General features: G+C 68.1%; 24 protein-coding genes. 10 read left to right on the top strand and 14 right to left on the bottom strand.

Features of this window, described 5'->3' with window-relative positions:
• Positions 1-9: 9 nt before the first annotated feature.
• From rapZ to B7L05_RS07785, 4 genes are read right to left on the bottom strand one after another with little or no spacing between them, the layout of a single operon-like run.
• Positions 10-924, bottom strand: coding sequence for an RNase adapter RapZ (rapZ, locus tag B7L05_RS07800; protein ID WP_085809704.1), 915 nt, complete (start codon positions 922-924; stop codon positions 10-12).
• Entirely contained in the window at positions 921-1,355 is a 435-nt protein-coding gene (locus tag B7L05_RS07795) for an HPr kinase/phosphorylase (RefSeq protein ID WP_085809841.1), read from the bottom strand. The genes rapZ and B7L05_RS07795 overlap by 4 nt, the downstream gene beginning before the upstream one ends.
• Positions 1,342-2,910, bottom strand: coding sequence for a stimulus-sensing domain-containing protein (locus B7L05_RS07790; protein ID WP_085809703.1), 1,569 nt, complete (start codon positions 2,908-2,910; stop codon positions 1,342-1,344). The genes B7L05_RS07795 and B7L05_RS07790 overlap by 14 nt, the downstream gene beginning before the upstream one ends.
• Positions 2,879-3,583, bottom strand: coding sequence for a response regulator transcription factor (locus B7L05_RS07785; protein ID WP_085809702.1), 705 nt, complete (start codon positions 3,581-3,583; stop codon positions 2,879-2,881). Before B7L05_RS07785 ends, B7L05_RS07790 begins: the two co-directional genes overlap by 32 nt.
• A 133-nt stretch (positions 3,584-3,716) precedes the next feature.
• On the opposite strand from B7L05_RS07785, the gene B7L05_RS07780 reads away from it, so the two are divergent.
• Together B7L05_RS07780 and B7L05_RS07775 are read left to right on the top strand one after the other, a co-directional pair.
• A complete protein-coding gene (locus B7L05_RS07780) occupies positions 3,717-5,330 on the top strand; it encodes a phosphoenolpyruvate carboxykinase (RefSeq protein ID WP_085809701.1) in 1,614 nt (537 codons plus the stop codon).
• 50 nt (positions 5,331-5,380) lie between these two features.
• On the top strand, positions 5,381-6,469 hold the full coding sequence (locus B7L05_RS07775; RefSeq protein ID WP_085809700.1) for a mechanosensitive ion channel family protein: 1,089 nt from the start codon (positions 5,381-5,383) through the stop codon (positions 6,467-6,469).
• A 7-nt stretch (positions 6,470-6,476) separates the two neighbouring features.
• Here B7L05_RS07775 and B7L05_RS07770 read toward each other — a convergent pair whose 3' ends face one another.
• Together B7L05_RS07770 and B7L05_RS07765 are read right to left on the bottom strand one after the other, a co-directional pair.
• A complete protein-coding gene (locus B7L05_RS07770; RefSeq protein ID WP_256926655.1) occupies positions 6,477-6,905 on the bottom strand; it encodes an NfeD family protein in 429 nt (142 codons plus the stop codon).
• A 7-nt stretch (positions 6,906-6,912) separates the two neighbouring features.
• Positions 6,913-7,896: an SPFH domain-containing protein gene (locus B7L05_RS07765; RefSeq protein ID WP_085809699.1), complete on the bottom strand. Its 984-nt coding sequence runs from the start codon at positions 7,894-7,896 to the stop codon at positions 6,913-6,915.
• Positions 7,897-8,019: 123 nt separating this feature from the next.
• Between B7L05_RS07765 and guaB the strand changes: the two genes are divergently transcribed.
• Genes guaB through B7L05_RS07750 form a run of 3 tightly spaced genes read left to right on the top strand, consistent with a single transcriptional unit; the run spans position 8,020 to position 11,227 of the window.
• Positions 8,020-9,477 carry an IMP dehydrogenase gene (guaB, locus tag B7L05_RS07760; protein WP_085809698.1) on the top strand — a complete coding sequence of 486 codons (1,458 nt, stop codon included), beginning with the start codon at positions 8,020-8,022 and terminating at the stop codon, positions 9,475-9,477.
• Positions 9,478-9,483: 6 nt separating this feature from the next.
• The gene (locus B7L05_RS07755) at positions 9,484-10,689 is read left to right on the top strand and encodes an RsmB/NOP family class I SAM-dependent RNA methyltransferase (RefSeq protein WP_085809697.1); all 1,206 of its coding nucleotides are present in this window, start codon (positions 9,484-9,486) and stop codon (positions 10,687-10,689) included.
• A 34-nt stretch (positions 10,690-10,723) separates the two neighbouring features.
• Entirely contained in the window at positions 10,724-11,227 is a 504-nt protein-coding gene (locus B7L05_RS07750) for a tetratricopeptide repeat protein (protein ID WP_085809696.1), read from the top strand.
• Positions 11,228-11,233: 6 nt separating this feature from the next.
• Here the strand turns inward: B7L05_RS07750 and rsmA are convergent, their stop codons facing one another.
• From rsmA to B7L05_RS07730, 4 genes are all read right to left on the bottom strand, one after another.
• Positions 11,234-12,067, bottom strand: coding sequence for a 16S rRNA (adenine(1518)-N(6)/adenine(1519)-N(6))-dimethyltransferase RsmA (gene rsmA / locus B7L05_RS07745; RefSeq protein WP_256926654.1), 834 nt, complete (start codon positions 12,065-12,067; stop codon positions 11,234-11,236).
• A complete protein-coding gene (gene pdxA / locus B7L05_RS07740) occupies positions 12,049-13,050 on the bottom strand; it encodes a 4-hydroxythreonine-4-phosphate dehydrogenase PdxA (RefSeq protein ID WP_085809695.1) in 1,002 nt (333 codons plus the stop codon). The genes rsmA and pdxA overlap by 19 nt, the downstream gene beginning before the upstream one ends.
• A gap of 10 nt (positions 13,051-13,060) precedes the next feature.
• Positions 13,061-14,428 carry a peptidylprolyl isomerase gene (locus B7L05_RS07735; RefSeq protein WP_085809694.1) on the bottom strand — a complete coding sequence of 456 codons (1,368 nt, stop codon included), beginning with the start codon at positions 14,426-14,428 and terminating at the stop codon, positions 13,061-13,063.
• Positions 14,429-14,508: 80 nt separating this feature from the next.
• A complete protein-coding gene (locus B7L05_RS07730; RefSeq protein ID WP_085809693.1) occupies positions 14,509-16,743 on the bottom strand; it encodes an LPS-assembly protein LptD in 2,235 nt (744 codons plus the stop codon).
• Between the two features lie 147 nt (positions 16,744-16,890).
• Here B7L05_RS07730 and B7L05_RS07725 point away from each other — a divergent pair, with 147 nt between their 5' ends.
• The 4 genes from B7L05_RS07725 (at position 16,891) to B7L05_RS07710 (ending at position 19,843) form a co-directional block, all read left to right on the top strand.
• Positions 16,891-18,360 carry a leucyl aminopeptidase gene (locus B7L05_RS07725; protein WP_085809692.1) on the top strand — a complete coding sequence of 490 codons (1,470 nt, stop codon included), beginning with the start codon at positions 16,891-16,893 and terminating at the stop codon, positions 18,358-18,360.
• Positions 18,360-18,800 (top strand): DNA polymerase III subunit chi, encoded by a 441-nt coding sequence (locus tag B7L05_RS07720; protein WP_085809691.1) that lies wholly within the window; start codon positions 18,360-18,362, stop codon positions 18,798-18,800. Before B7L05_RS07725 ends, B7L05_RS07720 begins: the two co-directional genes overlap by 1 nt.
• A gap of 94 nt (positions 18,801-18,894) precedes the next feature.
• Positions 18,895-19,317: a nucleoside-diphosphate kinase gene (ndk, locus tag B7L05_RS07715; RefSeq protein WP_085809690.1), complete on the top strand. Its 423-nt coding sequence runs from the start codon at positions 18,895-18,897 to the stop codon at positions 19,315-19,317.
• Positions 19,318-19,321: 4 nt separating this feature from the next.
• A complete protein-coding gene (locus B7L05_RS07710; protein WP_085809689.1) occupies positions 19,322-19,843 on the top strand; it encodes a GNAT family N-acetyltransferase in 522 nt (173 codons plus the stop codon).
• On the opposite strand, the gene B7L05_RS07705 is transcribed toward B7L05_RS07710, so the two are convergent.
• Genes B7L05_RS07705 through purM form a run of 4 tightly spaced genes read right to left on the bottom strand, consistent with a single transcriptional unit; the run spans position 19,825 to position 22,452 of the window.
• On the bottom strand, positions 19,825-20,424 hold the full coding sequence (locus tag B7L05_RS07705; RefSeq protein WP_085809688.1) for a hypothetical protein: 600 nt from the start codon (positions 20,422-20,424) through the stop codon (positions 19,825-19,827). The two genes, B7L05_RS07710 and B7L05_RS07705, sit on opposite strands and share 19 nt — an antisense overlap.
• The gene (locus B7L05_RS07700; RefSeq protein ID WP_085809687.1) at positions 20,421-20,798 is read right to left on the bottom strand and encodes an MmcQ/YjbR family DNA-binding protein; all 378 of its coding nucleotides are present in this window, start codon (positions 20,796-20,798) and stop codon (positions 20,421-20,423) included. Before B7L05_RS07700 ends, B7L05_RS07705 begins: the two co-directional genes overlap by 4 nt.
• Positions 20,795-21,352 carry a phosphoribosylglycinamide formyltransferase gene (gene purN, locus B7L05_RS07695; protein ID WP_085809838.1) on the bottom strand — a complete coding sequence of 186 codons (558 nt, stop codon included), beginning with the start codon at positions 21,350-21,352 and terminating at the stop codon, positions 20,795-20,797. The genes B7L05_RS07700 and purN overlap by 4 nt, the downstream gene beginning before the upstream one ends.
• Entirely contained in the window at positions 21,349-22,452 is a 1,104-nt protein-coding gene (gene purM / locus B7L05_RS07690; protein WP_085809686.1) for a phosphoribosylformylglycinamidine cyclo-ligase, read from the bottom strand. Before purM ends, purN begins: the two co-directional genes overlap by 4 nt.
• 64 nt (positions 22,453-22,516) lie before the next feature.
• On the opposite strand from purM, the gene B7L05_RS07685 reads away from it, so the two are divergent.
• A complete protein-coding gene (locus B7L05_RS07685; RefSeq protein ID WP_085809685.1) occupies positions 22,517-23,758 on the top strand; it encodes a hypothetical protein in 1,242 nt (413 codons plus the stop codon).
• Positions 23,759-23,799 lie beyond the last annotated feature (41 nt).

Genomic DNA, 23,799 nt, shown 5'->3' with positions numbered 1-23,799 from the left:
TCAATTCATTCATTGCCGGTCCGGCTGTCCCTCGAGCGTATCATGCGGCACGGCCGCCAAATCGCGATGCGTGACCGTGGGCGAAAATCCTGCTTCACGCAACCGTTTGGCGATCCGCTCCGCCACGTGCACCGAACGGTGTCTCCCGCCGGTACAGCCGATCGCGACAGTCACATAGGCCTTTCCCTCCACCCGGTAGCGGGGGAGGAGAAGGAGCAGCAGGTCCTCGATTGCGGCAACCGCCGGCTCATATGCCGGATCCGCGGCGACATAGGCGGCGACAGCGGGATCGCGCCCAGTGCCCGGCCGCAACGCCGGGTCCCAGTGCGGATTGCGCAGGAACCGCATGTCGAACACGAGGTCCGCATCTGGCGGCAACCCGCGTGAAAACCCGAACGAGGTGACCGACAGCGTGGTCTCTCCCAAGCCCGGCCGTGTAAAATCACGTCGGATGCGGTGCGCGAGATCGGCACCGGTGAGGCGGCTGGTATCGACCAGGTAGGTCGCCCAGCGACACAGCGGATCGAGCAGCGTCCGCTCGTACTCGATACCCTCGCGTGCGGGGCGGTCGCGCGCTGAGGGATGACGTCGGCGTGTTTCGTCGTAGCGACGCGCGAGCTCGTCTGTCGCGCAGGTGAGGAACAGCGCGGTGATCTCGAGATCACCGCGGTCGCGCAGGCGATCGACCTGATCGATGATCCGCGCGGGGTCGAAATCGCGCGTCGCCGCCCCGATGCCGATCGCCAGCGGCCGCGCCGGGACGCCAGCGATCGCGGGATTGTCGGTACCGAGCATCCGGTCGAGCAGCGACAGCGGCAGATTGTCGACCACCTCCCAGCCAATGTCCTCCAGCGTGCGTAGGACGGTCGATTTGCCCGCGCCCGACAAACCAGTGACGAGCATGATCTCAGGCAAATCGTTCATGGCAGGCGGTGCTTCAGCGCGAGCTCGACGAGCAGGGGGGCGGAGGCGGGGCGGGGATCAAGGGCGAGGCTGGGAACGGCGATCCCGCCGATGATGTCTTGCTCCGGCTCCGGCATGCGCTGCGGCGGCGCGTCGACGCGGACGGCAAGCGCCACCACCGCTGGGTCCGCGGGCGGGCAGGGCACGATGCCAAGTCCACGCACCTCGATCCGTCCCGCGATCGTCGCGGGTGCGCTGGCGACGAGCTGGCCATCGCGCGCCTCGATCACGGTATAATCGTCCGAAACGAGCTGCGCGCCGCGATCGATGAGGCGCAGCGCGAGATCCGATTTGCCGCTGCCCGACGCGCCACGGATCAGCACGGCGCGGCCGCCGATCGCCACCGTCGAGGCATGGATCGTCTCGCGTAGAGGCACGTCAACTCCGGTCATCGAGCGGCAGCCGAACGACGAAGCGAGCGCCGCCCAGGCGATCTTCGCGCGATTCGACGTGAATGCCGCCCCCATGCGCCTCGACGATCGTGCGTGCAATCGCCAGCCCGAGCCCGGAGTGCCGGCCGAACGCCTCGACGTCAGGCCGCACCGAGTGGAAGCGGCGGAAGATTTCCTCGCGCGACTCTTCGGGGACGCCGGGTCCCTCGTCCTCGATCCGCACGTCGAGCGCCGCGTCGCTGTTGAGCGCGGAGAGCGCCACCGTACCGCCGTCAGGCGAAAAGGAGATGGCGTTGTCGACGAGGTTGGCGAAAACCCGTTCCAGCCGCGCGCCGTCGCCGAAGACCGTCAGTGGGCGGTCGTCGGTAATATCCAGGCGCAGGCGGACATCGCGCTCGACGCCGCGGTCAATTCGCGCGCGCACCAGCGCGGCGAGCAGCGCGGCGAGGTCGAGCGGCTCGAACTTGGCGCGACTGAGCTGTGCGTCCAGGCGCGACGCGTCGGAAATGTCGCTGATCAGCCGATCGAGCCGGTGAACGTCATCGCGCACGATCGTCAGCAGCCGTTCCCGCAGCGCCGGGTCGTCGACGGAGCCGAGCACGTCGACCGCGGACCGGAGCGACGCCAGCGGGTTCTTGAGCTCGTGCGTCACGTCGGCGGCGAACGCCTCGGTCGCGTCGATGCGGGCGCGCAGCGCCTGGCTCATGTCCGACAGCGCGCGCGCGAGCATGCCGATCTCGTCGCCGCGATCTGGCAGGCGCGGCACCACGACCTCGCGCGCGCGGCCGAGCCGGACGCGAACCGCGGCCCGCGCGAGGCGGCGCAGTGGGCGGACGATGGTGCGCGCGAGGAATAGCGACAGCAGGATCGAAACCAGCGTGACGATCAGGAGGACGACGCCCAGCCAAAGGCGCTCGACACGTACCGTCTGCGTCACGTCGCGCGCGTTGGTCGTCGTCATCGCCGATCCGGCGCGGTTGACCAGCGGGGCGGCGGCGGTGATCACCGGCGTGCGATCGGGCGCGCGCCATACGGTGCCCGACGCGCGTCCGGCCGTGGCAGTACGCACGTCGGGCCACGCCATGCCGCCGCGCCGCTCGCGATAGAGCGGCGCGCGGACGGCGCCGACCACGGTGTCGATGCCGGCATCGAGGAAGCGAGCGACGCGTTTGCGCCAGCCCTCCTTGTCTGGATCGCGCAGCACGAAGCTGCGGTCGCCCATTGCCCGCGTATCTGCGATGATCGTGCCATCGCGCGCGTAGAGACGCAGCCGGGCGCCGGTGTCGCGCGCGAGGCGGAGCATCAGCGGATCGCGCCGATCGGGCGTCGCCGCGCTCAGCGCCTCGGCAACCAGTCGCGCCTCGCGCATCGCCTGCTCGACGCGGTTGTCGAGGATCCGGCTGCGGTAGGAATCGAGATAGAAGAAGCCGCCTGCGAGCATCAGCAGCGCGAAGATGTTGACCGCTAGGATCCGCCGCGTGAGCGAGACGCGCCCCGACCAGCGCAGCGCCAGATCGCTGCCGTCACTCTTCGGAGAAGCGATATCCGGCACCATATAATGTCTCGATCGAATCGAACCCGGGATCGACCTCACGGAATTTCCGCCGAACGCGCTTGATGTGCGAATCGATCGTGCGATCGTCGACGTAGATGTCGTCCTGATAGGCGGCATCCATCAGCTGGTTGCGCGTCTTCACGATGCCGGGGCGCTGGGCCAGCGTTTCGAGAATGAGGAATTCGGTAACGGTGAGCGTCACCGCTTCGCCGTTCCACGTGACGCGGTGACGCGCCGGATCCATCGAAAGGCGACCGCGCTCGAGCGGCGGCTGTGCATCGGCTGCGGCGGGATCGGCCGTCTGCGTCAATTCGGTACGGCGCAAAATCGCGCGGATACGGGCGATCAGCAGCCGCTGGCTGAACGGCTTGGCGATATAATCGTCTGCCCCCATCGCAAGGCCAAGCGCCTCGTCAAGCTCGTCGTCCTTGCTGGTGAGGAAGATCACCGGGATGCGACTCTTCTCGCGCAGCCGACGCAGCAGTTCGAGCCCGTCCATCCGCGGCATCTTGATGTCGAAGATCGCGAGATCGGCGGGATTATCGACCAGCGCCTTCAGCGCGGTCTCACCGTCCGAATAGACGCGCGTCAGGAAGCCCTCGGCCTGAAGCGCGATCGAAACCGAGGTGAGGATGTTGCGATCATCATCGACGAGCGCGATCGTAGCCGTCATCACGGCGCAGTTAGTGCAAAGGCGGGACGCGCTCAATGGCGCGGGTGTTTGACGCGCTTATCCCTCGCCGATATGCGGACAGGAAAGCCGCATACGTATGCAGGGCGGACGCACGCAGATTGAATTAGGGGAAATGGACGTGAGCGATCGAATTCCTGACGCCGGTCTCGAGACGCAGGGTATCGAGACCCGCGCCACGTTGCACTGGAACCTCGTCACCGCGCGACTAGTGGAGGCCGCGGTCGCGCGCGGCGAGGGCAAGCTTTCGGCGGACGGTCCGCTGGTGGTGGAGACGGGCGCGCATACCGGGCGCTCGGCGCAGGACAAGTTCATCGTCAAGGATGCCGAAACCGCCGACACGGTGTGGTGGGGTAAGTCCAACAAGGCGATGGAGCCAGCGCATTTCGCGGCGCTGAAGGAAGATTTCCTCGCCTGCCTGCGCGAGAAGGAGGACCTGTTCGTCCAGGACCTGTTCGGCGGGTCGCAGCCGGGCCACCGGGTGCGCGTGCGCGTCATCAACGAACTAGCCTGGCATAACCTGTTCATCCGCACGATGCTGGTCCGCCCGGAAGAGGCGCAGCTCAAGGATTTCGTCGCCGACTACACGATCATCGATCTGCCGAGCTTTCGCGCCGACCCGGCGCGTCACGGCTGCCGCAGCGAGACGGTGATCGCGGTCAACTTTACCGACAAGCTGATCCTGATCGGCGGCACCAAATACGCCGGCGAGATGAAGAAAAGCGTGTTCGGCCTGCTCAATTACCTGCTGCCGACGAGCGGCGTGATGCCAATGCACTGTTCGGCGAACATGGGCGCCGACGGGTCGACCGCGGTGTTCTTCGGCCTGTCGGGCACCGGCAAGACGACGCTGTCGGCGGACGCGAGCCGCACGCTGATCGGCGACGACGAGCATGGCTGGTCCGACACCGCCGTCTTCAATTTCGAGGGCGGCTGCTACGCCAAGATGATCCGCCTCTCGCCCGATGCCGAGCCCGAGATCTTCGCCACCACCAAGCGTTTCGGCACGGTGCTCGAGAACGTGGTGATGGATCAGGTGACGCGCACGCTCGACCTCGACGACGCGAGCCTCGCGGAAAACAGCCGCGGTGCCTATCCGATCGATTTTATCCCGAATTCGTCCGAAGAGAATATGGGCGGCGTGCCCAAGAACATCATCTTTTTGACGGCGGACGCCTATGGCGTGCTGCCGCCGATCGCGAAGCTGACGCCGGACCAGGCGATGTATCACTTCCTGTCAGGCTATACCGCGCGTGTCGCCGGAACCGAGATTGGCGTGACCGAGCCTGACGCGACCTTCTCGACGTGCTTCGGCGCGCCGTTCATGCCGCGCCACCCGTCGGTCTACGGCAACCTCCTGAAGGAGCGGATCGCCAAGGGCGGGGTCGATTGCTGGCTGGTCAACACCGGCTGGACGGGCGGCAAGTACGGCGTCGGCAATCGCATGCCGATCAAGGCGACGCGCGCGCTGCTCAACGCCGCACTCGACGGCAGCCTCAACGACGTCGAGTTCCGCACCGATCCGAACTTCGGCTTCAAGGTGCCGGTGTCGGTGCCGGGCGTCGATAGCGCGATCCTCGATCCGCGCGCGACCTGGACCGACAAGGCTGGCTACGACACGACCGCGGCGAAGCTCGTCGACCTGTTCAACGAGAATTTCGCGCAGTTCGCCGAGCACGTCGACCAGGGCGTGCGCGACTCGGCCCCGAAGGTGGCACAGCCCGCCTGACGGCACGGCCGGAGCGCGGAACCCGCGCACCGGCCAGCCGCTATGGCGGCATGACGTTCGATTGGACCGAGTGGCGCGATTGGGAAGTCCCGGTCGCGCTGATGAACCTCATCGTGGTTGTGGCGGCGGTGGTGCTTGCGCTTGCCGCACATGCACTCGCGCTCGCGATCGGCCGGCGCATCGCGGCGCGAACGCCTGATTCGGTTGACGATGCGGTGGTTGAACTGTCGGCGCGGCCGCTGCGCTGGGTGGCTGTTGCCGTCGCGCTCGCGGCGGCGCGGCGCTTCCTCGATCTGTCCGAATGGTCGAACGACCTGTGGCAATTCGCCACCGGATTCATCGTACCGGGGCTAATCGGCTGGCTGCTGATCACGGTGGTGCGGGTCTACGTTCGCGCCGTCGAACTGCGCTACGACATCGGGGTGTCGGACAACCTGCGTGCGCGGCGGCGGCGCACGCGTGCGGCAATCCTCGGCCGCGTGGTGGTGATTGGGATCGGCGTCCTCACCGTCGCGCTGATGCTGCTCTCGATCCCGAGCATCCGCAGCGTCGGCATCACGCTGATGGCGTCCGCTGGGCTCGCGGGCCTCGCGGTCGGCGCGGCAGCGCAGCCCGCGCTCAAGAACCTCATCGCCGGGATCCAGCTCGCCTTCACCGAGCCGATTCGTATCGATGACGTGCTGATCATCGAGAACGAATGGGGTCGCGTCGAGGAGATCCGGCTGACCTATGTCGTGATCGCGCTGTGGGACGAGCGACGGCTGGTGGTGCCGGTGTCGCGCTTCCTCGAGATGCCGTTCCAGAACTGGACGCGCAACACGAGCCAGCTGCTCGGCAGCGCGTTCTTCTGGCTCGATCCGACGGCAGACATTCCGCGGCTTCGTGCACGCTATGAAGAGTTAGTGCGCGCCAATCCGCGCTGGGACGGCCGATCGTTCGTGTTGCAGGTGACCGACACCAAGCCCGACGCGATCGAGGTTCGCGTCCTAGCAACCGCACGGGACGCCGGCACCGCGTTCGATCTGCGCTGCGATCTGCGCGAGGCGATGCTGGCATTCATCCGCGACGAGATGCCCGAGGCGTTGCCGCGCCGTCGCCTGCTGGCCGTTGATGCTCCTGCCGGCACCGCCGACGCCTAACGCCTGATCAAAGCGCCTCGACCGACACGATCCCATCGACGATGGCGGTGATCCGCATGGCTGTGCCGGCGGCGGTATCGGGCCCGGTCGCGGGCCACTCGCCGTCGCCGACGCGCACCCGGCCCCGCCCGCCGACGATCGGCTCGGTGACGATCACCGACGCCCCGATCATCCGGCCCGCGCGGTCGTTGAGCAGCGGATCACCCGATTCGATCGGATAGTCTCGATACCAGCGCCGGCCGATCAGCACCGTCACGACGCTCCACGCGCCGAACGCGCCGAGCTGCGCGACCGGCGGCAGATCGGGCAGCGCGAGCAGCGTGGCGGCGACGACGCCGGCGGCGATCGCGAGAAAGACGAAGAAGACGCCGGGTGCGAGCAATTCGGCGATGCCAAGCGCGACCGCCGCGATCAGCCAGTAGGCGGCGTCCGTCACGCGCGCCTCACGCCGGATCGCTGCCCTTGACGCGTGGAACGTGCGGCGTGGGCGTCTGCGCCGGCTGCGACGCTGGCGCCGCGGCGTCTCCGAGCGCGGCCTTCGCAAGTTCGCCGATCCCGCCGAGCGACCCGATCAGCTGCGTCGCCTCGACCGGGAAGAGGATCGTCTTGGCGTTGGGGCTGGTCGCGAACTTGCCGATCGCCTCGACGTATTTCTGCGCGATGAAATAGTTGAGGCTTTGCGTTCCGCCGGTCTCGATCGCCTGCGAAACAACTTGCGTCGCCTTCGCCTCGGCCTCCGCGCCGCGCTCGCGCGCTTCGGCGTCGCGGAAGGCCGATTCGCGCCGTCCCTCCGCCTCTAGTATGCGCGCCTGCTTCTGCCCCTCGGCGCGCAGGATCTCGGAGGCGCGCATACCTTCCGCCTCCAGGATGTTGGCGCGCTTCTCGCGCTCGGCCTTCATCTGCCGCCCCATCGCGTTGACGATGTCGGCCGGCGGGCGGATGTCTTTGATCTCGACGCGGGTAATCTTCACGCCCCACGGCGTCGTCGCGTGATCGACGACGTTGAGCAGCCGCGCGTTGATCTCGTCGCGCTTCGACAGCGTCTCGTCGAGATCCATCGAGCCCATCACGGTGCGCAGGTTGGTGGTAGTGAGCTGAAGCAGCGCGACTTGCAGATCGGACACCTCGTAGGCCGCCTTCGCCGCGTCGAGCACCTGGAAGAAAACGACGCCGTCGGTGGCGATCATTGCATTGTCCTTGGTGATGATCTCCTGCCCGGGGATATCGATCACCTGCTCCATCATGTTCACCCGCCGGCCGACGCGGTAGAAGAAGGCGGGGTAGAAGTTGAAGCCGGGCGCCGCAGTGGTCGTGTAGCGGCCGAAATGCTCGATCGTGTATTTGTAGCCCTGTCGCACGATCTTGATGCTGGCCATCAGATAGGCGAGCACGAGCAGCAGGACGAGGGCGGCCGAGAGAAGCATCATGCGCGGCTTTCCAATTCGTTGCAGGGCGCCAGCGTAGCAGGTGTGCGTCGGGGGGCCTAGCGGATCGGCGCCGGCACGGTTACATGGCCCGCCACTCCCGCGCGACACGGAACCCGGCACCTCATGGATATTCGCCTCGGCCTCACCTTCGACGACGTGCTGCTCGTCCCCGCCGCCTCCGAGGTGCTGCCGAGCGAAGCCGATACGCGTACCCGTGTGACGCGCGACATCGCGCTCAACATCCCGATCCTTTCCTCCGCGATGGATACGGTGACGGAGGCGGACATGGCGATTGTCATGGCGCAGCTCGGCGGGATGGGCGTGCTTCACCGTAACCTGACCGTTGAGGAACAGGTCGCAGCGGTGCGGCAGGTGAAGCGGTTCGAGAGCGGGATGGTCGTCAATCCGATCACCATCATGCCGAACGCGACATTGGCGGATGCGCAGGCGCTGATGGCGCAGCACCGGATCAGCGGCATCCCGGTGGTGGAGGCGAACGGCAAGCTTGTCGGCATCCTTACCAACCGCGACGTGCGCTTCGCCGAGAATCCGCTGCAGCCCGTCGCCGAGCTGATGACACGCGACAATCTTGCCACCGTTCACGCCGGCGTCGGACAGGAGGAAGCGCGCCGGCTGCTGCACCAGCGCCGGATCGAGAAGCTGATCGTGGTCGACGATCAGTACCGCTGCGTCGGGCTTATTACCGTGAAGGATATCGAGAAGGCGGTCACCTATCCCTCGGCGACGAAGGATGCGGCGGGCCGTCTGCGCGTCGCCGCCGCGACGACGGTGGGCGACAAGGGGTTCGAGCGGACCGAGCAGCTCGTCGACGCCGAGTGCGACTTGATCGTCATCGATACCGCGCACGGCCACAATCGCGACGTCGCGCGCGCCGTCGAGCGGGTGAAGAAGCTGTCCAATTCGGTGCAGGTCGTCGCCGGCAACGTCGCGACGGGCGCCGCCACGCGCGCGCTGATCGACGCGGGCGCGGACGGGATCAAGGTGGGTATTGGCCCGGGATCGATCTGCACCACGCGCGTCGTCGCCGGCGTCGGCGTGCCGCAGCTGACCGCGGTGCTCGACTGCGCCGAGGCGGCGAAGGACACGGGCGTGCCGGTGATCGCCGACGGCGGACTGCGCACGTCGGGGGATCTCGCCAAGGCGCTGGCTGCCGGGGCGGCGACTTGCATGGTCGGCTCGCTCCTCGCCGGGACAGAAGAAGCACCGGGCGAGACGTTCCTCTATCAGGGGCGCGCGTACAAATCATACCGCGGCATGGGCAGCGTCGGTGCGATGGGGCGCGGCTCGGCCGACCGCTATTTCCAGGGCGAGATCAAGGATCAGCTCAAGCTCGTGCCCGAGGGGATCGAGGGGCAGGTGCCGTACAAGGGGCCGGCGCGCGAAGTGATCCATCAGCTGGTCGGCGGGATCAAGGCGGCGATGGGCTATACCGGGTCGGCGACGATCGGCGACCTTCAGGCGCGCGCCGATTTCGTGCGCATCACTGGCGCGGGGCTGAAGGAGAGCCACGTGCACGACGTGACGATCACGCGCGAGGCGCCCAATTATCCGACGCGCTGACAACCGATGAGGCCGGCGGCACGCACGCAGGCGGCGATCGAACTGCTCGATGCGATCATCGCCGCGGCGCGCGAGGGCGGGGCAGCGGCGGACACGCTGATCGCGCGTTATTTCGCCGCGCGCCGCTACGCCGGATCGAAAGATCGGCGCGCGGTGCGCGACCTCGTCTACACGGCGATCCGCGCGTGCGGCGAGGTGCCGCCGAGCGGGCGGACCGCGATGGTCGCGCTCGCGCGACGTGATGCGGCGCTGACAGCAACCTTCGACGGCTCGGCTCATGCCCCAGCGCCGATCGTCGCGGATGAGCCGGTGGCGACCGAAGCCGCTGTCCCCGCATGGATCGGCGCGCTGCTTCGGGATGCGGGGATCGGCGACGAGATTTGGTCCGCCCTCGTCTCGCGTGCGCCGCTTGACGTTCGGCTGCGCCACGATGTGCCGTCCGCCGACCTGATCGCGGCGGTGCCGGATGCGGCGCGCATCCCCGGTCTCGAACACGGCTGGCGCCTGCCGCCCGGGACCGACATGGCAGCATTCGCCGGCCGGGCGGAGATCCAGGACGCTGGCAGTCAGATGGTCGCGCTCGCCGCGCAGGCCGCGCCCGGCATGACGATCGTCGATTTGTGTGCCGGGGCGGGGGGCAAGTCGCTGGCCATCGGCGATGCGATCACGGCAGCCGAGGCAGCCGAGGCAGCAACGGCAGCACCGCCGTCGCGCCTCATCGCCTGCGACGTCGATCGCGCGCGACTGTCGCGGCTCGCGCCGCGCGCGCAGCAGGCGGGCCTGTCGACCGTCGAGACGCGATTGCTCGATCCGGGTCGCGAGATGGTGGGTCTCGCCGACCTGCGCGCCGCCGCCGACATCGTCTTCGTCGACGCGCCATGTTCGGGAACGGGTACGTGGCGGCGCAACCCGGAGGCGCGCTGGCGGTTGACGCCGTCGCGGCTCGAACGGCTGACGCAGACGCAGGCGCACGTCCTCGACGTCGCCGCGCCACTCGTGCGGCCGGGCGGCGCGCTGGTCTATGTCGTCTGCTCGCTGCTCGACAAGGAGGGGCGCGGACAGGTCGACGCTTTCCTCGCGCGGCACGCAGGGTGGCACGCCGACACGATCGTACCGTCGTTCGGCGAGCCGCACGGGGCGGGCCGGCGCCTCACCCCAGCACGCGACCAGACCGACGGTTTTTTCGTCGCGCGGCTTTTGGCGCCATGCTAGCGATTTAGACGCCGTGCCGAAGCTGGAGCCCCTGATGCGCTATACGTCCGTCGCCGTCGCCGCTGCCCTGACGATGGTGTCGATCTCGACATCGCTTCACGGCCAGCGCCCCGACGATCAGATCAACGAGAAGTCGCTCGCGCTGTTGCAGCAGGGCAAGGCGGCGCGCGCGGCGGGCAACCTGGAGGGCGCGACCGATCTGCTCGAAAGCGCCGTCGTGGTCGATCCGCGCAATCGCCAGGCGTTCATCGTCATGGCCGAAGTGGCCGAGGCGCGCGGCCTGCCCGGCAAGGCGATCCGGCTCTACCGCGAGGCGCTGCTGCTCGAACCGAATGACGTCGATGCGCTGCAAGGGCAGGGCGAAGCGCTGGTCGCCAAGGGCGCGGTCGCGCGCGCGCGGCAGAACCTTGCGCGGGTCAAGGTGCTGTGCAAGGGCGGCTGCGCGCAGGCGAATGCGCTGGCAGCGGTGATCGCGAAAGGGCCGCCCGTCACAACGGCGCAGGTGGTGCCGCCCAAGGCCGCCACCGCCAAGGAATAGACCGGGTTAGCGATCGAGGCGGCGCGCGATCGCGACATATTCGTCGACGCTGACCGTCTCCGCCCGGCGCGTCGGATCGATCCCCTCTGCATCGAGTGCTGCGAGCGCACCGGGCACGCTGCGCAGGCTTTGTCGTAGCATCTTGCGGCGCTGACCGAAGGCGGCTGCCGTTACCGCCTCCAGCGTCGCCAGCCGAACCCCATCGGGCTGCGCAGCGGGGACAATGTGAACCACGGCGGACATCACCTTTGGCGGCGGCGTGAACGCCGAGCGGTGGACGGGTAGCGCGATCTTAGCGGTCGATCGCCATTGCGCGAGGACGGACAGGCGGCCGTACGCGTCGCTGCCCGGCGCCGCGACTATGCGGTCGGCAACCTCGCGCTGGAACATCAGTGTCAGCGATTGCCACCACGGATGCCATTCCGCCGACAGCCACGCGACGAGTAGCGCGGTGCCGACATTGTACGGCAGGTTGGCGACGACGTGCGGCTGGCCGGTGAACAGGGCGTGTGCGTCGATACGAAGCGCATCCCCCTCGATCACCGTCAAGGCGCCGGAATAAGCCGCAGCGAGTTCGGCGAGCGCCGGGATGCAGCGCCGGTCCATCTCGATCGCCGAGACCCGCGCCCCCGCGGCGAGCAGCGCGCGCGTCAAGCCGCCTGGGCCCGGGCCGATTTCGAGTACCTCGGCGCCGTCCAGCGGCCCAGGCACGCGCGCTATCCGCGCGAGCAGGCCGGCGTCGAATAGGAAATTCTGGCCCAGCGCTTTCGACGCCGTCAGTCCGTGCCGCGCGATGACCTCGCGCAGCGGCGGCAGGTCGGTCACGGCGTGAGGCGGCACGCCGCCGCGCGACGCTCCGCCGCCTCGCCCGCCATCGCGATCGCCGCGATCATCGCGCCGGGCTCCGCCCGGTCCTGCCCAGCGATCGCAAAGGCAGTGCCGTGATCGGGCGAGGTGCGCACGATGGGTAGGCCGAGCGTGATGTTGACGCCCTCGTCGAAATGCAGCGTCTTGAGCGGCACGAGCGCCTGATCGTGGTAGCAGCACATCGCCGCGTCGTAGCGTTCGCGTGCGCGCAAATGGAACATCGTGTCCGCCGCAAACGGGCCGGTGGCATCGATCCCCGCATCGCGCAGCAGCGCGACCGCGGGTTCGATCACGTCGATCTCCTCCTGGCCAATCGCGCCCGATTCTCCGGCGTGTGGATTGAAGCCCGCAAAGGCGAGCCGCGGCGCGGCGATGCCGAAATTGCGTTGCAGCCCGCGCGCGGTCGCGTGCGCCTTGGCGACGATCAGATCCACCGTCAGCAGCGCGGAAACCTGCGCGAGCGGCACGTGGGTGGTCATCGGCACGACGCGCAGCGACGGACCGGCGAGCATCATCACGGCATTGTCGCGCGCGACGCCGAAGCGTTCCGCCACAAACTCTGTCTGGCCTGGATAGTTGAAACCGATGCCGTAGAGCTGTGCCTTGGACACCGGACCGGTAACGAGTGCGCGCGCAGCGCCCGAGCGGGCGAGCCCCGACGCCAGTTCAAGCGCATGGAGCGCGCAGCGTGCGCCATCCACGTCGGGCGTGCCCGGCGTGACAGTGCCCCCCGAATCGACGGCGAGCACCGGCAGCGCGTCGGCGAAGACGCCGGCTACGTCCGCCAGGTCGGTGATCTCCGCGACCGGGCCGTGCCACACGGCGCGGATCGCCGCCGGATTGCCAACCGCGAAGAAGGCGGGCAGCGCGCGAACGCCGCGCGCCTCCCACGATTTGGCGATGATTTCGGGACCGATCCCCGCCGGATCGCCCATCGAGACCGCGAGCGGCAGCATGGCGGATGCCTCAGCGATACTCGATCACCGCGTCGCGCCGCAGATCGCGCAGCGCTTGTTGCGCGCGCAGGTTCACGCGCTGCTGCTCGAGCTGGTTCTGGATCTGCTCGGCGCCCGGCAGCTGCCCGGTCGCCACGTCGTCGCGTCCGCAGATGACGAGCGTACGCACGCCCTCCTGCGGGTTGCCGAACGGCGGGGTCGCCTGACCGACCTGGAGCTGGAGGACGATCTCCTGCAGCGGCGCGGGCAGGTCGCGCACGCGGATCGCGTCGTTCTGGACGACTTCGGCGTTGATGCCGGCGGCGACCGTTTCCACGCTGCCGCAGCCCTGCAGCTTGCGGATCGTGGTGGCGAAATCGGCAGTGCGCTGCGACGCCTGTGCCTGCGTCGTTCCGGCCGGGAACTTGATCGTCATCTGCTTGAGGCTGAGTCGGGCATCACGCGCGTTGGCGGTGAGCACCTGACGCTTGTCCTCGAGATAGAGGATCGAAAAGCCGCCGGGCACCTGCACCGGGCCGACCACTTGGCCGACCTGCATCTGCGCGGCAGCGCTCGCCAATTCTGCGGGCAGTTGCGCCGCGCGAACCCAGCCGAGATCGCCGTTGACGCCGCGCGTCGACGCTTCGGAGAAGTTGCGCGCGTAATAGCCGAACGGCGCCTGGCCCTTCTGGATCTCAGCGATCAGCTGCCGCGCATTGGCATAGACCTGCTCGGCGCGATCGGGCGTCGCGGCGAGATAGATCTCGTTGAGCTTGAACTCGTCCGCGCCCTTTGCCGCCTCGAGCCGGTCGAGGATGCCCTTTACTTCCTCTTCGCTGACGTTGACGAACGGCTCGACACGACGCCGCAGATAGCGCTGCCAGGCGAGCTCGGCCTCGATCTGCCGCAGCATCGAGCGTTCGGACGCGCCCTGCGAAGCGAGGAAGGCACGGAACTGCTCGGGCGTGCGATTGAAATTCTTCGCCAGTCGATCGAAGCTCTGCGTTAGTTCCGCGGGCGTGATGGTGACGTCCGCGCTCTTCGCCTGCTGGATCTGCAGCACTTCGTCGATCAATTGGCGCAGCACTTGGAGCCGCAGGCGATCGGCTTCCTCGGGTGTGAGCTTCGCGTTGTTGGCAGCTACGATCAGCGCGAGCCGCTGGTCGACGTCGGTGCCGGTGAGGACGTTATCGTTGACGATCGCAGTCGCCTTGCGGATGTTCGGATCGACCTTCCCGAAGATCTGCAGGTTTTGCGGAATGTTGAGCCCAGCGTTGTCGGGCACTGACTGGTCCGCCACCGTCGCCGGCGGCACCTGCTGGCCTATCGCAGCGGTCGCGCCCGCCAGCGCCAAGGCCATACCGGACAGACGGGCGATCCGCGCCGCCTTCTTACCCATCGTGCTCACGTGTTCCGGAATCCCATCTTGCGCGCCGTCGCGCCCCGCACGGCACTGCCCCGATTTAGCTGAACCGCGGCTTAGCGCCCGAGGTTCTTGAACGCCAGCGTCAAGAGATAGCTGTCGCCGCGGCGCGCGTCGCCCGTGGTGCGATAGTCGCGCCGCCATGTCACGCCCAGCGTCAGGCAATCGTCCTCGTACTGGACGCCGAGACGGTGACGGATCGGATCGAAACCGTCCGACTGAGAGAAGATGTCCTCGCTACGGTCGGTGAGATCGACCACGCCCGACGCGAACGCCGACCAGAAGCGCTTGAACTGGACACGGCCAGCAAGGCGCACTTCCTCGCGATCCTGCAGATCTTCGACTTCGTCGATGTCGCGGTTGAGACGGAGATAGCCGAGCAGGACGTAGGACGAACGCGAGCCGATCGTGGCATCGATCTCGTTGCGACGCACGCCGAGCCCGTCCTTGTCGAGCCGGTAGCGATGGACGAGCGAGACGAAGTCGCGGAACCGCACTGTCGTGCGCCCGACGATGTCGGAGAAGCGATCACTGAGGCCCGTGCCCGGCGGCAGGATCGTCGGGCGATCGTCGAGGCGATAGCTCTGACCGATCACCGTCGCGGCGGTGAAGCCGGGGAGGTCGAAGCCCCATTCGAGCCCGTAGGTCGCGCGGCTCGAATCCTCCCAGCGGTCGTATCCAGGGAAGCGGTTCAGCGCGAAGAGGTTCGAGTCTTCCAGATCAATCGCGCGCGCGTCCTCATTGGGCACGCGCAGGTTGGCGACCTTGGGCGAGGCGACGATCTGCAACCGCGGCGTCAACCGCTGCGTCCCGCCGGCGAAGCTGCCGACGAAGGGCCAGCGAACGTCGACGGCAAGGGCGCCGATCGCCCGCGTCTGGAAGCCGTCGAGCCCGCGATAGTTCACCACCGCGGTCGCCGCGGTATCGTCGGTATTATACGCGTCGGCGCGGGCGAAAGCGGTGAATGTCACCTCCTGCCCCCAATTGGTGAGGCGGCGCAGATCCCAGCGTGCGCTGCCGAATGCGCGCTGCGTGTCCTGACCCGCCTTGCGGCCGAGCGCGAGCGAGTTGAGCTGGAACTGCACGGTCCCGCCGAGCAGCCCTTCGGTGAAGCGCCGGCGATAGTCGAGTTCGGGCAGCGCGACCGGTTGCTGGCCCTGTCGCTCGCCGACGCGCAGGGTTTGCACCGCCCAGCCGGCAAGCGAGAAATAGCTGTCGCGATCGATCCGCTCGAGCGCCAACGTCGTCCGCAGGCGATCGCCGCCCCAGATATCGTAACGGCGAAGGAAGGTGCGGTCGGTCACCATCCGCAGCGAGGCCGACAGGCTCCAGTTGGGATCGAGTTGAAAGCGGCCGACCCCCTCCAGATAGCCGCGGAAGGCGCGCTCGGTGGTGGTGGTGAAGCCGCTCGACAGATCGTCGCTGCGCCGGCTCGACGTGGCGTAGCCGGTGATGCTGAACGCGCCGATCTCGCTCAGCTCTTGGTAATTGGCCTGAATCATCGGCAGCACGGCCGAGTAGATATGCGGCGTGACGGTGACGCTTCGGTTCGGCGCCAGCCGGAAGAAATAGGGCGTCGCGAGCTCGGCGCCGTTGACGCGGTCGTAACGGATGACGGGGGGCAGCAGCCCGCTCGCATTTCCTTCGCCAACCGAGTGCGAAAACTTGGGCAGCGGGATCGAGGGCAGGCCGAACAGGTGAACCTGCGCGCCGGTATAATAGACCCGCTCGCGATCGGGACGGTACAGCACCTGCACCGCCGTGACCTTCCAGGTCGGCTCTTTGGGGCAGCCCTCCGAATCGGTGACCGAGCAGGCGGTATAGGCGGCGCGATCGAGCGAGATCGTGCCGTCCTCCCGCCGCGTCCCGCGATCCGCGGCGAGCCGACCGCCGCGATCAAGCACGACGAGCATGTTGTCGACGATCCCGTCCTTAAGGGAGTCGGTGAGTTCGATCGAATCACCGTAGGCGGTATCGCCCTGCGGGTTGGTGACGGCGATGTTGCCGGTTGCGACGACCTTGCCGGTCTTGCGGTTCCAGACGACCTTGTCGGCCCGTAGCCGCTCGCCGGCGCGGAACATCCTGACGTCGCTGAGCGCGGTAACGACGTCCGCCTCATAGTCATATTCGAGCGAGCCGGCGCTGAAGTCGACCTGATCGGGCGCAGGCGGCGTCGCGGCTGGGGGCGGCGGCGCGACGGGACGATCCTGCAGCACCTGTCCCGCGGCCTCAGGGGCGAGCAGCATGGCGAGCGGAAGCGCGCAACCGGCCAAAAGGTCGAGACGCGTCACTCAGTCACCCGCAAAGCTATACCCCCGCCTCGCAGCCGGATTGGCGCGTCGCTAGCCGGCCCTATCGCATCGTGCGCACAAGCCTGCAACGCTTTGCCAGCAGCCGACCGAGCACCTACATGCGATCGCATACCAGAAGGATCTCCCATGAACGTCACCTTTGCCGCTTCCCGTCCCGCCGATACCGCCGTTCTCGCGCTGCCTGTGGCGAAGGACGGCGTTGCGGCGCTCGCACCGGCCGGGTTCGATGAGGCGGCGCTTGCCACGCTGACGGCGGCGGCGGCAGGCCAGCGGTTCACCGGGGCGGAAGGAACGGTGGCTGAGGCCTATGTGAGTGCCAATGGCGTGGCGCAGCGGGTGTTGCTGCTCGGCGTGGGCAGCGGCGACGATGCGAACTTCGAGCGGGCAGGCGGCGCACTGACCGCGCGGCTGCTGACGTCAGGCGTCAAGGCGGTGACTGTCGACCTTTCGGGCGCAACGGGCGAGCCGCAGGCGGCGGCGCGGCTCGCGGCCGGCGCGGCGCAGCGCGCGTGGCGCTATGACGTGTATCGCACCAAGCTGGCCGAGGAAGCGCGCGCGACGCTGGAGCAGATTACCGTCGTCGGAGCGCCCGATGGCACCGACGCGGCGTGGCAGGCGCGCGACGCGCTGACGCAAGGGCTGGCACTCACCAAGACGCTCGTCACGCTGCCGCCTAACATCCTCTATCCCGAAAGCTTCGTCGAGTTGGTGACGAAGGAGGTCGACGGCCTCGGGCTCGAGATCACCGTGCTCGACGAAACGGCGATGCGCGAACTCGGCATGGGGGCGCTGCTCGGCGTGTCGCAGGGCTCGCGGCGCGAAGCGCGCATCCTGGCGCTGCACTGGAAGGGCGGCGGCGACGAAGCGCCGGTGGCGCTGGTCGGCAAGGGCGTGACGTTCGACACCGGTGGCATCTCGATCAAGCCCGCGGCCGGCATGGAAGACATGAAGTGGGACATGGGCGGCGCAGGCGCGGTGGCCGGCGCGATGAGGACGCTCGCGCTGCGGAAGGCAAAGGCGAACGTCATCGGCGTTATGGGCCTGGTGGAGAACATGCCCGACGGTAACGCGCAGCGGCCGGGCGACGTCGTCACTTCAATGTCGGGCCAGACGATCGAGGTGATCAACACCGATGCGGAAGGCCGGCTGGTGCTCTGCGACTGCATCACCTGGGTGCAGCGCGAGCACAAGGTGAAGACGATCGTCGATCTCGCGACGCTGACCGGCGCGATGATCATCAGCCTGGGCAACGAGCACGGCGGCCTGTTCGCGAACGACGAGGCGCTGGCGCAAGGTCTGCTCGCTGCGGGCACGGCAAGCGGCGACACGCTGTGGCGGTTCCCGATGGGCAAGGCCTATGACAAGCTGATCGACAGCGCGATCGCCGACATGAAGAACGTTGGCCCGCGCGGCGGCGGCTCGATCACGGCTGCACAGTTCATCGCGCGCTTCGTCGACGAGGGCGTCGCCTGGGCGCATCTCGACATCGCCGGAATGGTCTGGTCGGAGAAGGACGGCCCGACGTGGGGCAAGGGTGCGACCGGCTACGGCGTCAGGTTGCTCGACCGCTTCATCGCCGATCAGCACGAGGGCTGATGCAGGTCGACTTCTACCACCTGACGCATATGCCGCTCGAGCGCGCGCTACCGCGGATTGCGGAGCGCGTGCTGGCGGCTGGCGAACGACTGCTCGTCGTGTCGCGCGACGAGGCGCAACGGGCGGCGATCGACAAAGTATTGTGGGATTATACGCCCGAAAGCTTCCTGCCGCATGCGCGGCTAGGGGCGGGCGACGACAGAGCGCAGCCGGTGCTGATCGCGCCTGATGTCAATGCGGCGAATGGCGCGCAGCATATCGCGCTCGTCGATGGCGAGTGGCGCGACGACGCGCTCGACTTCCAGCGTGCGTTCCATTTCTTCGACGACGAAGCGATTCGCGCCGCCCGGCTCGCCTGGAAGGCGCTTGCCGATCGCGATGGCGTCGAGCGGCGCTATTGGAAGCAGAACGATGCCGGCCGCTGGGAGCAGGCGGCCTAGCGCCGCGCCCGCTACGGTTGCGCTTGGCGCACCGCCCCGCTAACGCGCGCGGCACTTTCTCGCACATTCTCAGATACAGGAGCAAGCGACCGCCATGGCCGCCAATCGTACCTTCTCGATCATCAAGCCCGACGCGACGCGCCGCAACCTGACCGGCGCCGTCACCAAGATGCTCGAGGACGCGGGCCTTCGCGTCGTCGCCTCGAAGCGCATCCAGATGACCAAGGAGCAGGCCGAGGGCTTCTACGCCGTTCACAAGGAGCGGCCGTTCTTCAATGATCTCGTGTCGTTCATGACCTCGGGCCCGGTCGTGGTGCAGGTGCTCGAGGGTGAGAATGCGATGCAGCGCAACCGCGACATCATGGGCGCGACCAACCCCGCGAACGCCGAGCCCGGCACGATCCGCAAGGAGCTCGCCGAATCGATCGAAGCGAACACCGTGCACGGCTCGGACTCGGACGAGAATGCCGCGATCGAGATCGCCTATTTCTTCAAGCCCGAAGAGATCGTCGGCTAAGCTGATGCCCGCGTGGCAGCTTCGACCGGCACAGGCGTCCGATGCCGACGCGCTGGCGATGGTCGCGGCTGCCACGTTCCTCGAGACGTTCGCCGGAATACTTCCGGGCGCGGACATCGTCGCGCATTGTTCGAGCAAGAGTTCGCCGGAGACCTTCGCCGATTGGGCGAGCCATGCGCGTAGCGCGGTGACGATCGCTGAGCATCCCGATGGCGGAGCGCCGGTCGGCTATGCGGTGGTGACGGCGCCCGATCTGCCGATCGAGCTGTCGCCCGATGACGCGGAGCTGCGGCGGATCTACGCGCTGTCGATCACCCGCGGAACGGGGCTCGGCCATGCGTTGATGGCGAAGGCGATCTTCGACGCGCGGCGCCTCGGCGGGAAGCGGATGTTGCTGGGCGTGCTTGGCACGAACCATGTCGCGCGCGCCTTCTACGAGCGGCAGGGGTTCGCGCTCGCCGGCACGCGGCGCTTCAATGTCGGCGCCGGCTGGTACGACGACGTGATCTACGCGCGCTCGCTCTGACGCTTCAGTTCGGCCGCCCATAGGGCATCGATCCGCGCGGCACTGCCGCCGGTCTCGCGCACCCGTGCCGCCTCGATCGTCAGTGTCCGCCCACCGATCATACGGCCGTGCGTTCGCCAAACGAGATCGACGATCGCCCGGCCGGTGCGCGTAGCCTCGCCGACGCGATAGCTCGCGGTGACGAGGACGGGTAGCCGCCCCTCTCGCTCGTCCGCACCGCCGTCGGTCGCCTTCAGCACCGCATCGGCGAACCAGTCACGCTCGATCCGCGCCGTAGCCGGCGTGCGCGCCGTGAGCTTCAGCGCGGCAGGAAAGATCACCGAGGTGTCGAGCAGTTCGTGGCGTGGATCGGACAGCCGGACCTCGTCGCCGTCGCTCGCCAGCTCGGCGCGGAGTGCGAAGCGCGCTTCGGCGGCGCGCGTCTTTTCCTCGGTTACCGCCCGATCACGCTCGCTCGCGCGATGATCGGACCAATTCATCCAGAAAGTGAGTGCGGCGATGATTACGCCCGATACCGCGACCAGCTCCGCCAGCGTGATCCAGCGGCGGCGCGTGCGCGCCTGATCGGCACTCTCGCTCACCGGCCGCCAATCTCGAGCAGCCGCGACGGCGCGACCATTTCCCAGCTCGCGGCGATGCGATCTTCGACACGGTCCCAATCCGTATCGGCGCCGCCTACGCGTATCGCGACCCAACCAGAGGGCCCGAGATAGGCCGGCTTGAAATAGCAGTCGGGATCGGCTTCGATCAGCATCGCCTGCTCCTCGGTCCCGCTCGTCTTCACCAGCACCGCGATCTCGCCGTCAGCGTGATGGTTATCCCAGAAGTAGGCGAAGAAACGCCCCTTGACGATGTGGAAGCCGGGCGAGCCGTGCGACAGGCGTTCGGCGGTTTCGGGCAGCGCGGCGGCGATCGCGCGCACCTTGTCGAGCGCGGTGGCGGCAGCGGGGCTCATCGGGTCAACCATGCCTGCACGACGCGAGGATAGAGGAGATGTTCCTCTCGCAGCACGCGCGCGGCGAGCGTTTCGGGCGTGTCGTCCGGAAGGATCGCCACCTCGCTCTGCCCCAGCACATCCCCGGCATCGAGCTGCTCAGTGACGAGATGAACCGAACAGCCAGCCACGCGGTCACCCGCCGCGATCGCACGCGCATGCGTGTCGAGCCCCTTGTACTTCGGCAGCAGCGAGGGATGGATGTTGACAATCCGCTCGCGCCACCGCGCGACGAAATCATCCGACAGCAACCGCATATAGCCGGCAAGCGCGAGGTGGGTCGCGCCGCGTTCGCGCAGCGCCGCATCAACCGCAGCCTCGTACGCCGGCTTGCCGACATCGCGCGGCGCAAGCGCGAACGTGGCGATGCCGTGCGTGCGCGCCCATAAGAGTCCCGGCGCCGCGGGATTGTCGGATGCGACCAGCACCACCTCGTACGCCGTCCCCGCACCGGCGACGAGCGCCTGCATGTTGGATCCGCGACCGGAAATGAGGATGCCGAGCTTGGCAGTCATGCGTGGTGCGTGGCGTGCCACGCGGCGCGCGCGCTCCATGTCTCGTCCGAACCAACGACGGTGCACCCGCGGGTGCCCGCCTCGATCGCGCCGATGCGCCACACCGTCTCGCCGGCTTGCGTCAAAGCCTCCGCAACCGCCTCCGCTTCGTCCGCTGCGACGACGACAGCCATGCCGATCCCGCAGTTGAACGTGCGCGCCATCTCGCCCGGCTCGATCGCGCCCTGCGCCTGGAGAAACGCCATTAGCCGCGGCTGAGGCCACGCATCGGCATCGATCCGCGCGTGCGCCCCCTCGGGAAGGACGCGGGGAATGTTCTCGAGTAGGCCGCCGCCCGTGATGTGTGCCAGCCCCTTGATCCGGTGCTGCTTCAGCAGCGGCAGCAGGCTTTTGACGTAGATGCGCGTCGGCGCCATCAGCGCGTCGATCAGCAGCATTTCGGAATCGAACAGCGCCGGCCGATTGAGCTTCCACCCCTTGTCCGCCGCCAGCCGCCGGACAAGCGAGAAGCCGTTCGAATGCACGCCCGACGAGGCGAGCCCGAGGACGACGTCACCCGCCGCAATCGTCTGCCCGGTGACGACCGCGTCGCGCTCGACCGCGCCGACGCAGAAGCCGGCAAGATCATAATCACCCGGCGCATACATGCCCGGCATCTCAGCAGTCTCGCCACCGATCAGCGCGCAGCCCGCCAGGCTGCAGCCGCGCGCGATCGATGCGATCACCCGCTCTGCCACGGCCGCTTCGAGCTTCGCCGTGGCGTAGTAGTCGAGGAAGAACAGTGGCTCCGCGCCCTGCACGATCAGGTCGTTGACGCACATCGCGACGAGATCGACGCCGACGCCGTCGTGCCGGTCGTGCTCGATCGCAAGCTTCAGCTTCGTGCCGACTCCGTCGTTAGCGGCAACCAGCAGCGGATCGACGAAGCCTGCGGCCTTCAGATCGAAGAACCCGCCGAACCCGCCCAGATCGGCGTCGGCGCCTGGCCGACGCGTCCCGCGCGCCAACGGGGCGATCGCGCGGACCAGCGCATTACCCGCGGCGATCGACACGCCGGCGTCGGCATAGGTGTAGGGTTCGTTGCGGCGATCGGTGCTCATGCCGGTCGCCTAGCCACAACGCGCTTGGATTTCCACGCCTGCTTCGCCAAAAGGCGGCCGGCTTATGCGCGTCAAATCCCTCATCCTCGTCCCCGCCGCCCTCGCGCTGGTCCTCGCCGCGCGTGTCGGCGTCGCTCAGATCGAGGGGAGCGGGGGCGGGGTCGCGCCCGTCGACAGCTCGAGCGACTATGAGGTGTCGGGCGTCGCCGTCGACGTCGCGGCAAAGGACGCGGACAGTGCGCGGCTCGGCGGCTGGCGCATCGCGCAGCGCAAGGCTTGGGCGCAGCTCTCCCGCCGCCTCGGTGCCGGGGGCGGGGCAGTCGGCGATTCGACGCTCGATTCGATTGTCACCGGCATCGTCGTCGAGAACGAGCAGATCGGGCCGACGCGCTACGTCGCCAAGCTCGGCGTGCTGTTCGACCGCGATCGGGCAAGCGCGATCCTCGGAATTTCGAACTATGTGCTGCGCTCGCCGCCGATGGTGGTGATCCCGCTGGTATGGTCCGGCGGCGTCGCGACGGGGTTCGAGCAGCGCACGCTGTGGCAGGAGGCTTGGGCGCGCTACCGCACCGGGGGCAGCGCGATAGACTATATCAGGCCTTCGGGCAGCGGCCCCGATCCTCTGTTGCTCAACTTCGGGCAGACGCAGCGTCCCGGGCGCGGATGGTGGCGCACGATCCTCGACCAGTACGGCGGCAGCGACGTGCTCGTGCCGACGGTGAAGCTCTACCGCCAGTGGCCGGGCGGCCCGGTGATCGGCGTATTCCAGGCGCGGCAGGGGCCGGACAACCGCGTCCTATCGCAATTCACGCTGCGGGTCGGATCAGTCGGCGCTATCCCCGCGCTGCTCGATGCCGGGGTAAAACGGCTCGACGAGACCTATCAGGGGGCGCTTCGCGCTGGCTATTTGCGTAGCGATCCTGGGCTCTCCTACGTGCCGCCGAGCGAGGTGCCAGCGGTCGACGACGAGGTGGGCGAGAGCGTCGTCACCGATGCGCCTGTGGCTGCCGCCGCCCCGACGATCGCGATCTCGGTACAATTCGACACGCCGGGCGTCGGCGCCGTGACGGCGGGCGAGGGTGCGATGCGCGCGGTGCCGGGCGTATCGTCCGCCACGACGAGCAGCCTGGCGCTCGGCGGCATATCGGTGATGTCGGTCGGCTATGCCGGCGATCCCGCCGCGTTCAAGGCGGCGCTTGAAGCACGCGGGTGGCAGGTGTTCGGCTCGGGCACGACGCTGCGCATCCGCCGCGCGCCGCGCCTGCTGCCGCCGGATCTGGCACCGGACAATGCGACCGCCGGATAAGAACCGCGCGGACGATCGCGCTGCGGCCGACGATCGCCCGG

This window comes from Sphingomonas sp. TZW2008 (assembly GCF_002117915.1).
Lineage (GTDB): Bacteria > Pseudomonadota > Alphaproteobacteria > Sphingomonadales > Sphingomonadaceae > Sphingomonas.
This window is presented reverse-complemented; position numbering and strand designations above follow the sequence as displayed.

Bases quoted from the DNA above. Each gene is read 5' to 3' on its own strand.
- rapZ (WP_085809704.1), bottom strand. From the start codon at position 924: ATGAACGATTTGCCTGAGATCATGCTCGTCACTGGTTTGTCGGGCGCG.
- B7L05_RS07795 (WP_085809841.1), bottom strand. From the start codon at position 1,355: ATGACCGGAGTTGACGTGCCTCTACGCGAGACGATCCATGCCTCGACG.
- B7L05_RS07790 (WP_085809703.1), bottom strand. From the start codon at position 2,910: ATGGTGCCGGATATCGCTTCTCCGAAGAGTGACGGCAGCGATCTGGCG.
- B7L05_RS07785 (WP_085809702.1), bottom strand. From the start codon at position 3,583: ATGACGGCTACGATCGCGCTCGTCGATGATGATCGCAACATCCTCACC.
- B7L05_RS07780 (WP_085809701.1), top strand. From the start codon at position 3,717: ATGGACGTGAGCGATCGAATTCCTGACGCCGGTCTCGAGACGCAGGGT.
- B7L05_RS07775 (WP_085809700.1), top strand. From the start codon at position 5,381: ATGACGTTCGATTGGACCGAGTGGCGCGATTGGGAAGTCCCGGTCGCG.
- B7L05_RS07765 (WP_085809699.1), bottom strand. From the start codon at position 7,896: ATGATGCTTCTCTCGGCCGCCCTCGTCCTGCTGCTCGTGCTCGCCTAT.
- guaB (WP_085809698.1), top strand. From the start codon at position 8,020: ATGGATATTCGCCTCGGCCTCACCTTCGACGACGTGCTGCTCGTCCCC.
- B7L05_RS07755 (WP_085809697.1), top strand. From the start codon at position 9,484: ATGAGGCCGGCGGCACGCACGCAGGCGGCGATCGAACTGCTCGATGCG.
- B7L05_RS07750 (WP_085809696.1), top strand. From the start codon at position 10,724: ATGCGCTATACGTCCGTCGCCGTCGCCGCTGCCCTGACGATGGTGTCG.
- pdxA (WP_085809695.1), bottom strand. From the start codon at position 13,050: ATGCTGCCGCTCGCGGTCTCGATGGGCGATCCGGCGGGGATCGGTCCC.
- B7L05_RS07735 (WP_085809694.1), bottom strand. From the start codon at position 14,428: ATGGGTAAGAAGGCGGCGCGGATCGCCCGTCTGTCCGGTATGGCCTTG.
- B7L05_RS07725 (WP_085809692.1), top strand. From the start codon at position 16,891: ATGAACGTCACCTTTGCCGCTTCCCGTCCCGCCGATACCGCCGTTCTC.
- B7L05_RS07720 (WP_085809691.1), top strand. From the start codon at position 18,360: ATGCAGGTCGACTTCTACCACCTGACGCATATGCCGCTCGAGCGCGCG.
- ndk (WP_085809690.1), top strand. From the start codon at position 18,895: ATGGCCGCCAATCGTACCTTCTCGATCATCAAGCCCGACGCGACGCGC.
- B7L05_RS07710 (WP_085809689.1), top strand. From the start codon at position 19,322: ATGCCCGCGTGGCAGCTTCGACCGGCACAGGCGTCCGATGCCGACGCG.
- B7L05_RS07700 (WP_085809687.1), bottom strand. From the start codon at position 20,798: ATGAGCCCCGCTGCCGCCACCGCGCTCGACAAGGTGCGCGCGATCGCC.
- purN (WP_085809838.1), bottom strand. From the start codon at position 21,352: ATGACTGCCAAGCTCGGCATCCTCATTTCCGGTCGCGGATCCAACATG.
- purM (WP_085809686.1), bottom strand. From the start codon at position 22,452: ATGAGCACCGATCGCCGCAACGAACCCTACACCTATGCCGACGCCGGC.
- B7L05_RS07685 (WP_085809685.1), top strand. From the start codon at position 22,517: ATGCGCGTCAAATCCCTCATCCTCGTCCCCGCCGCCCTCGCGCTGGTC.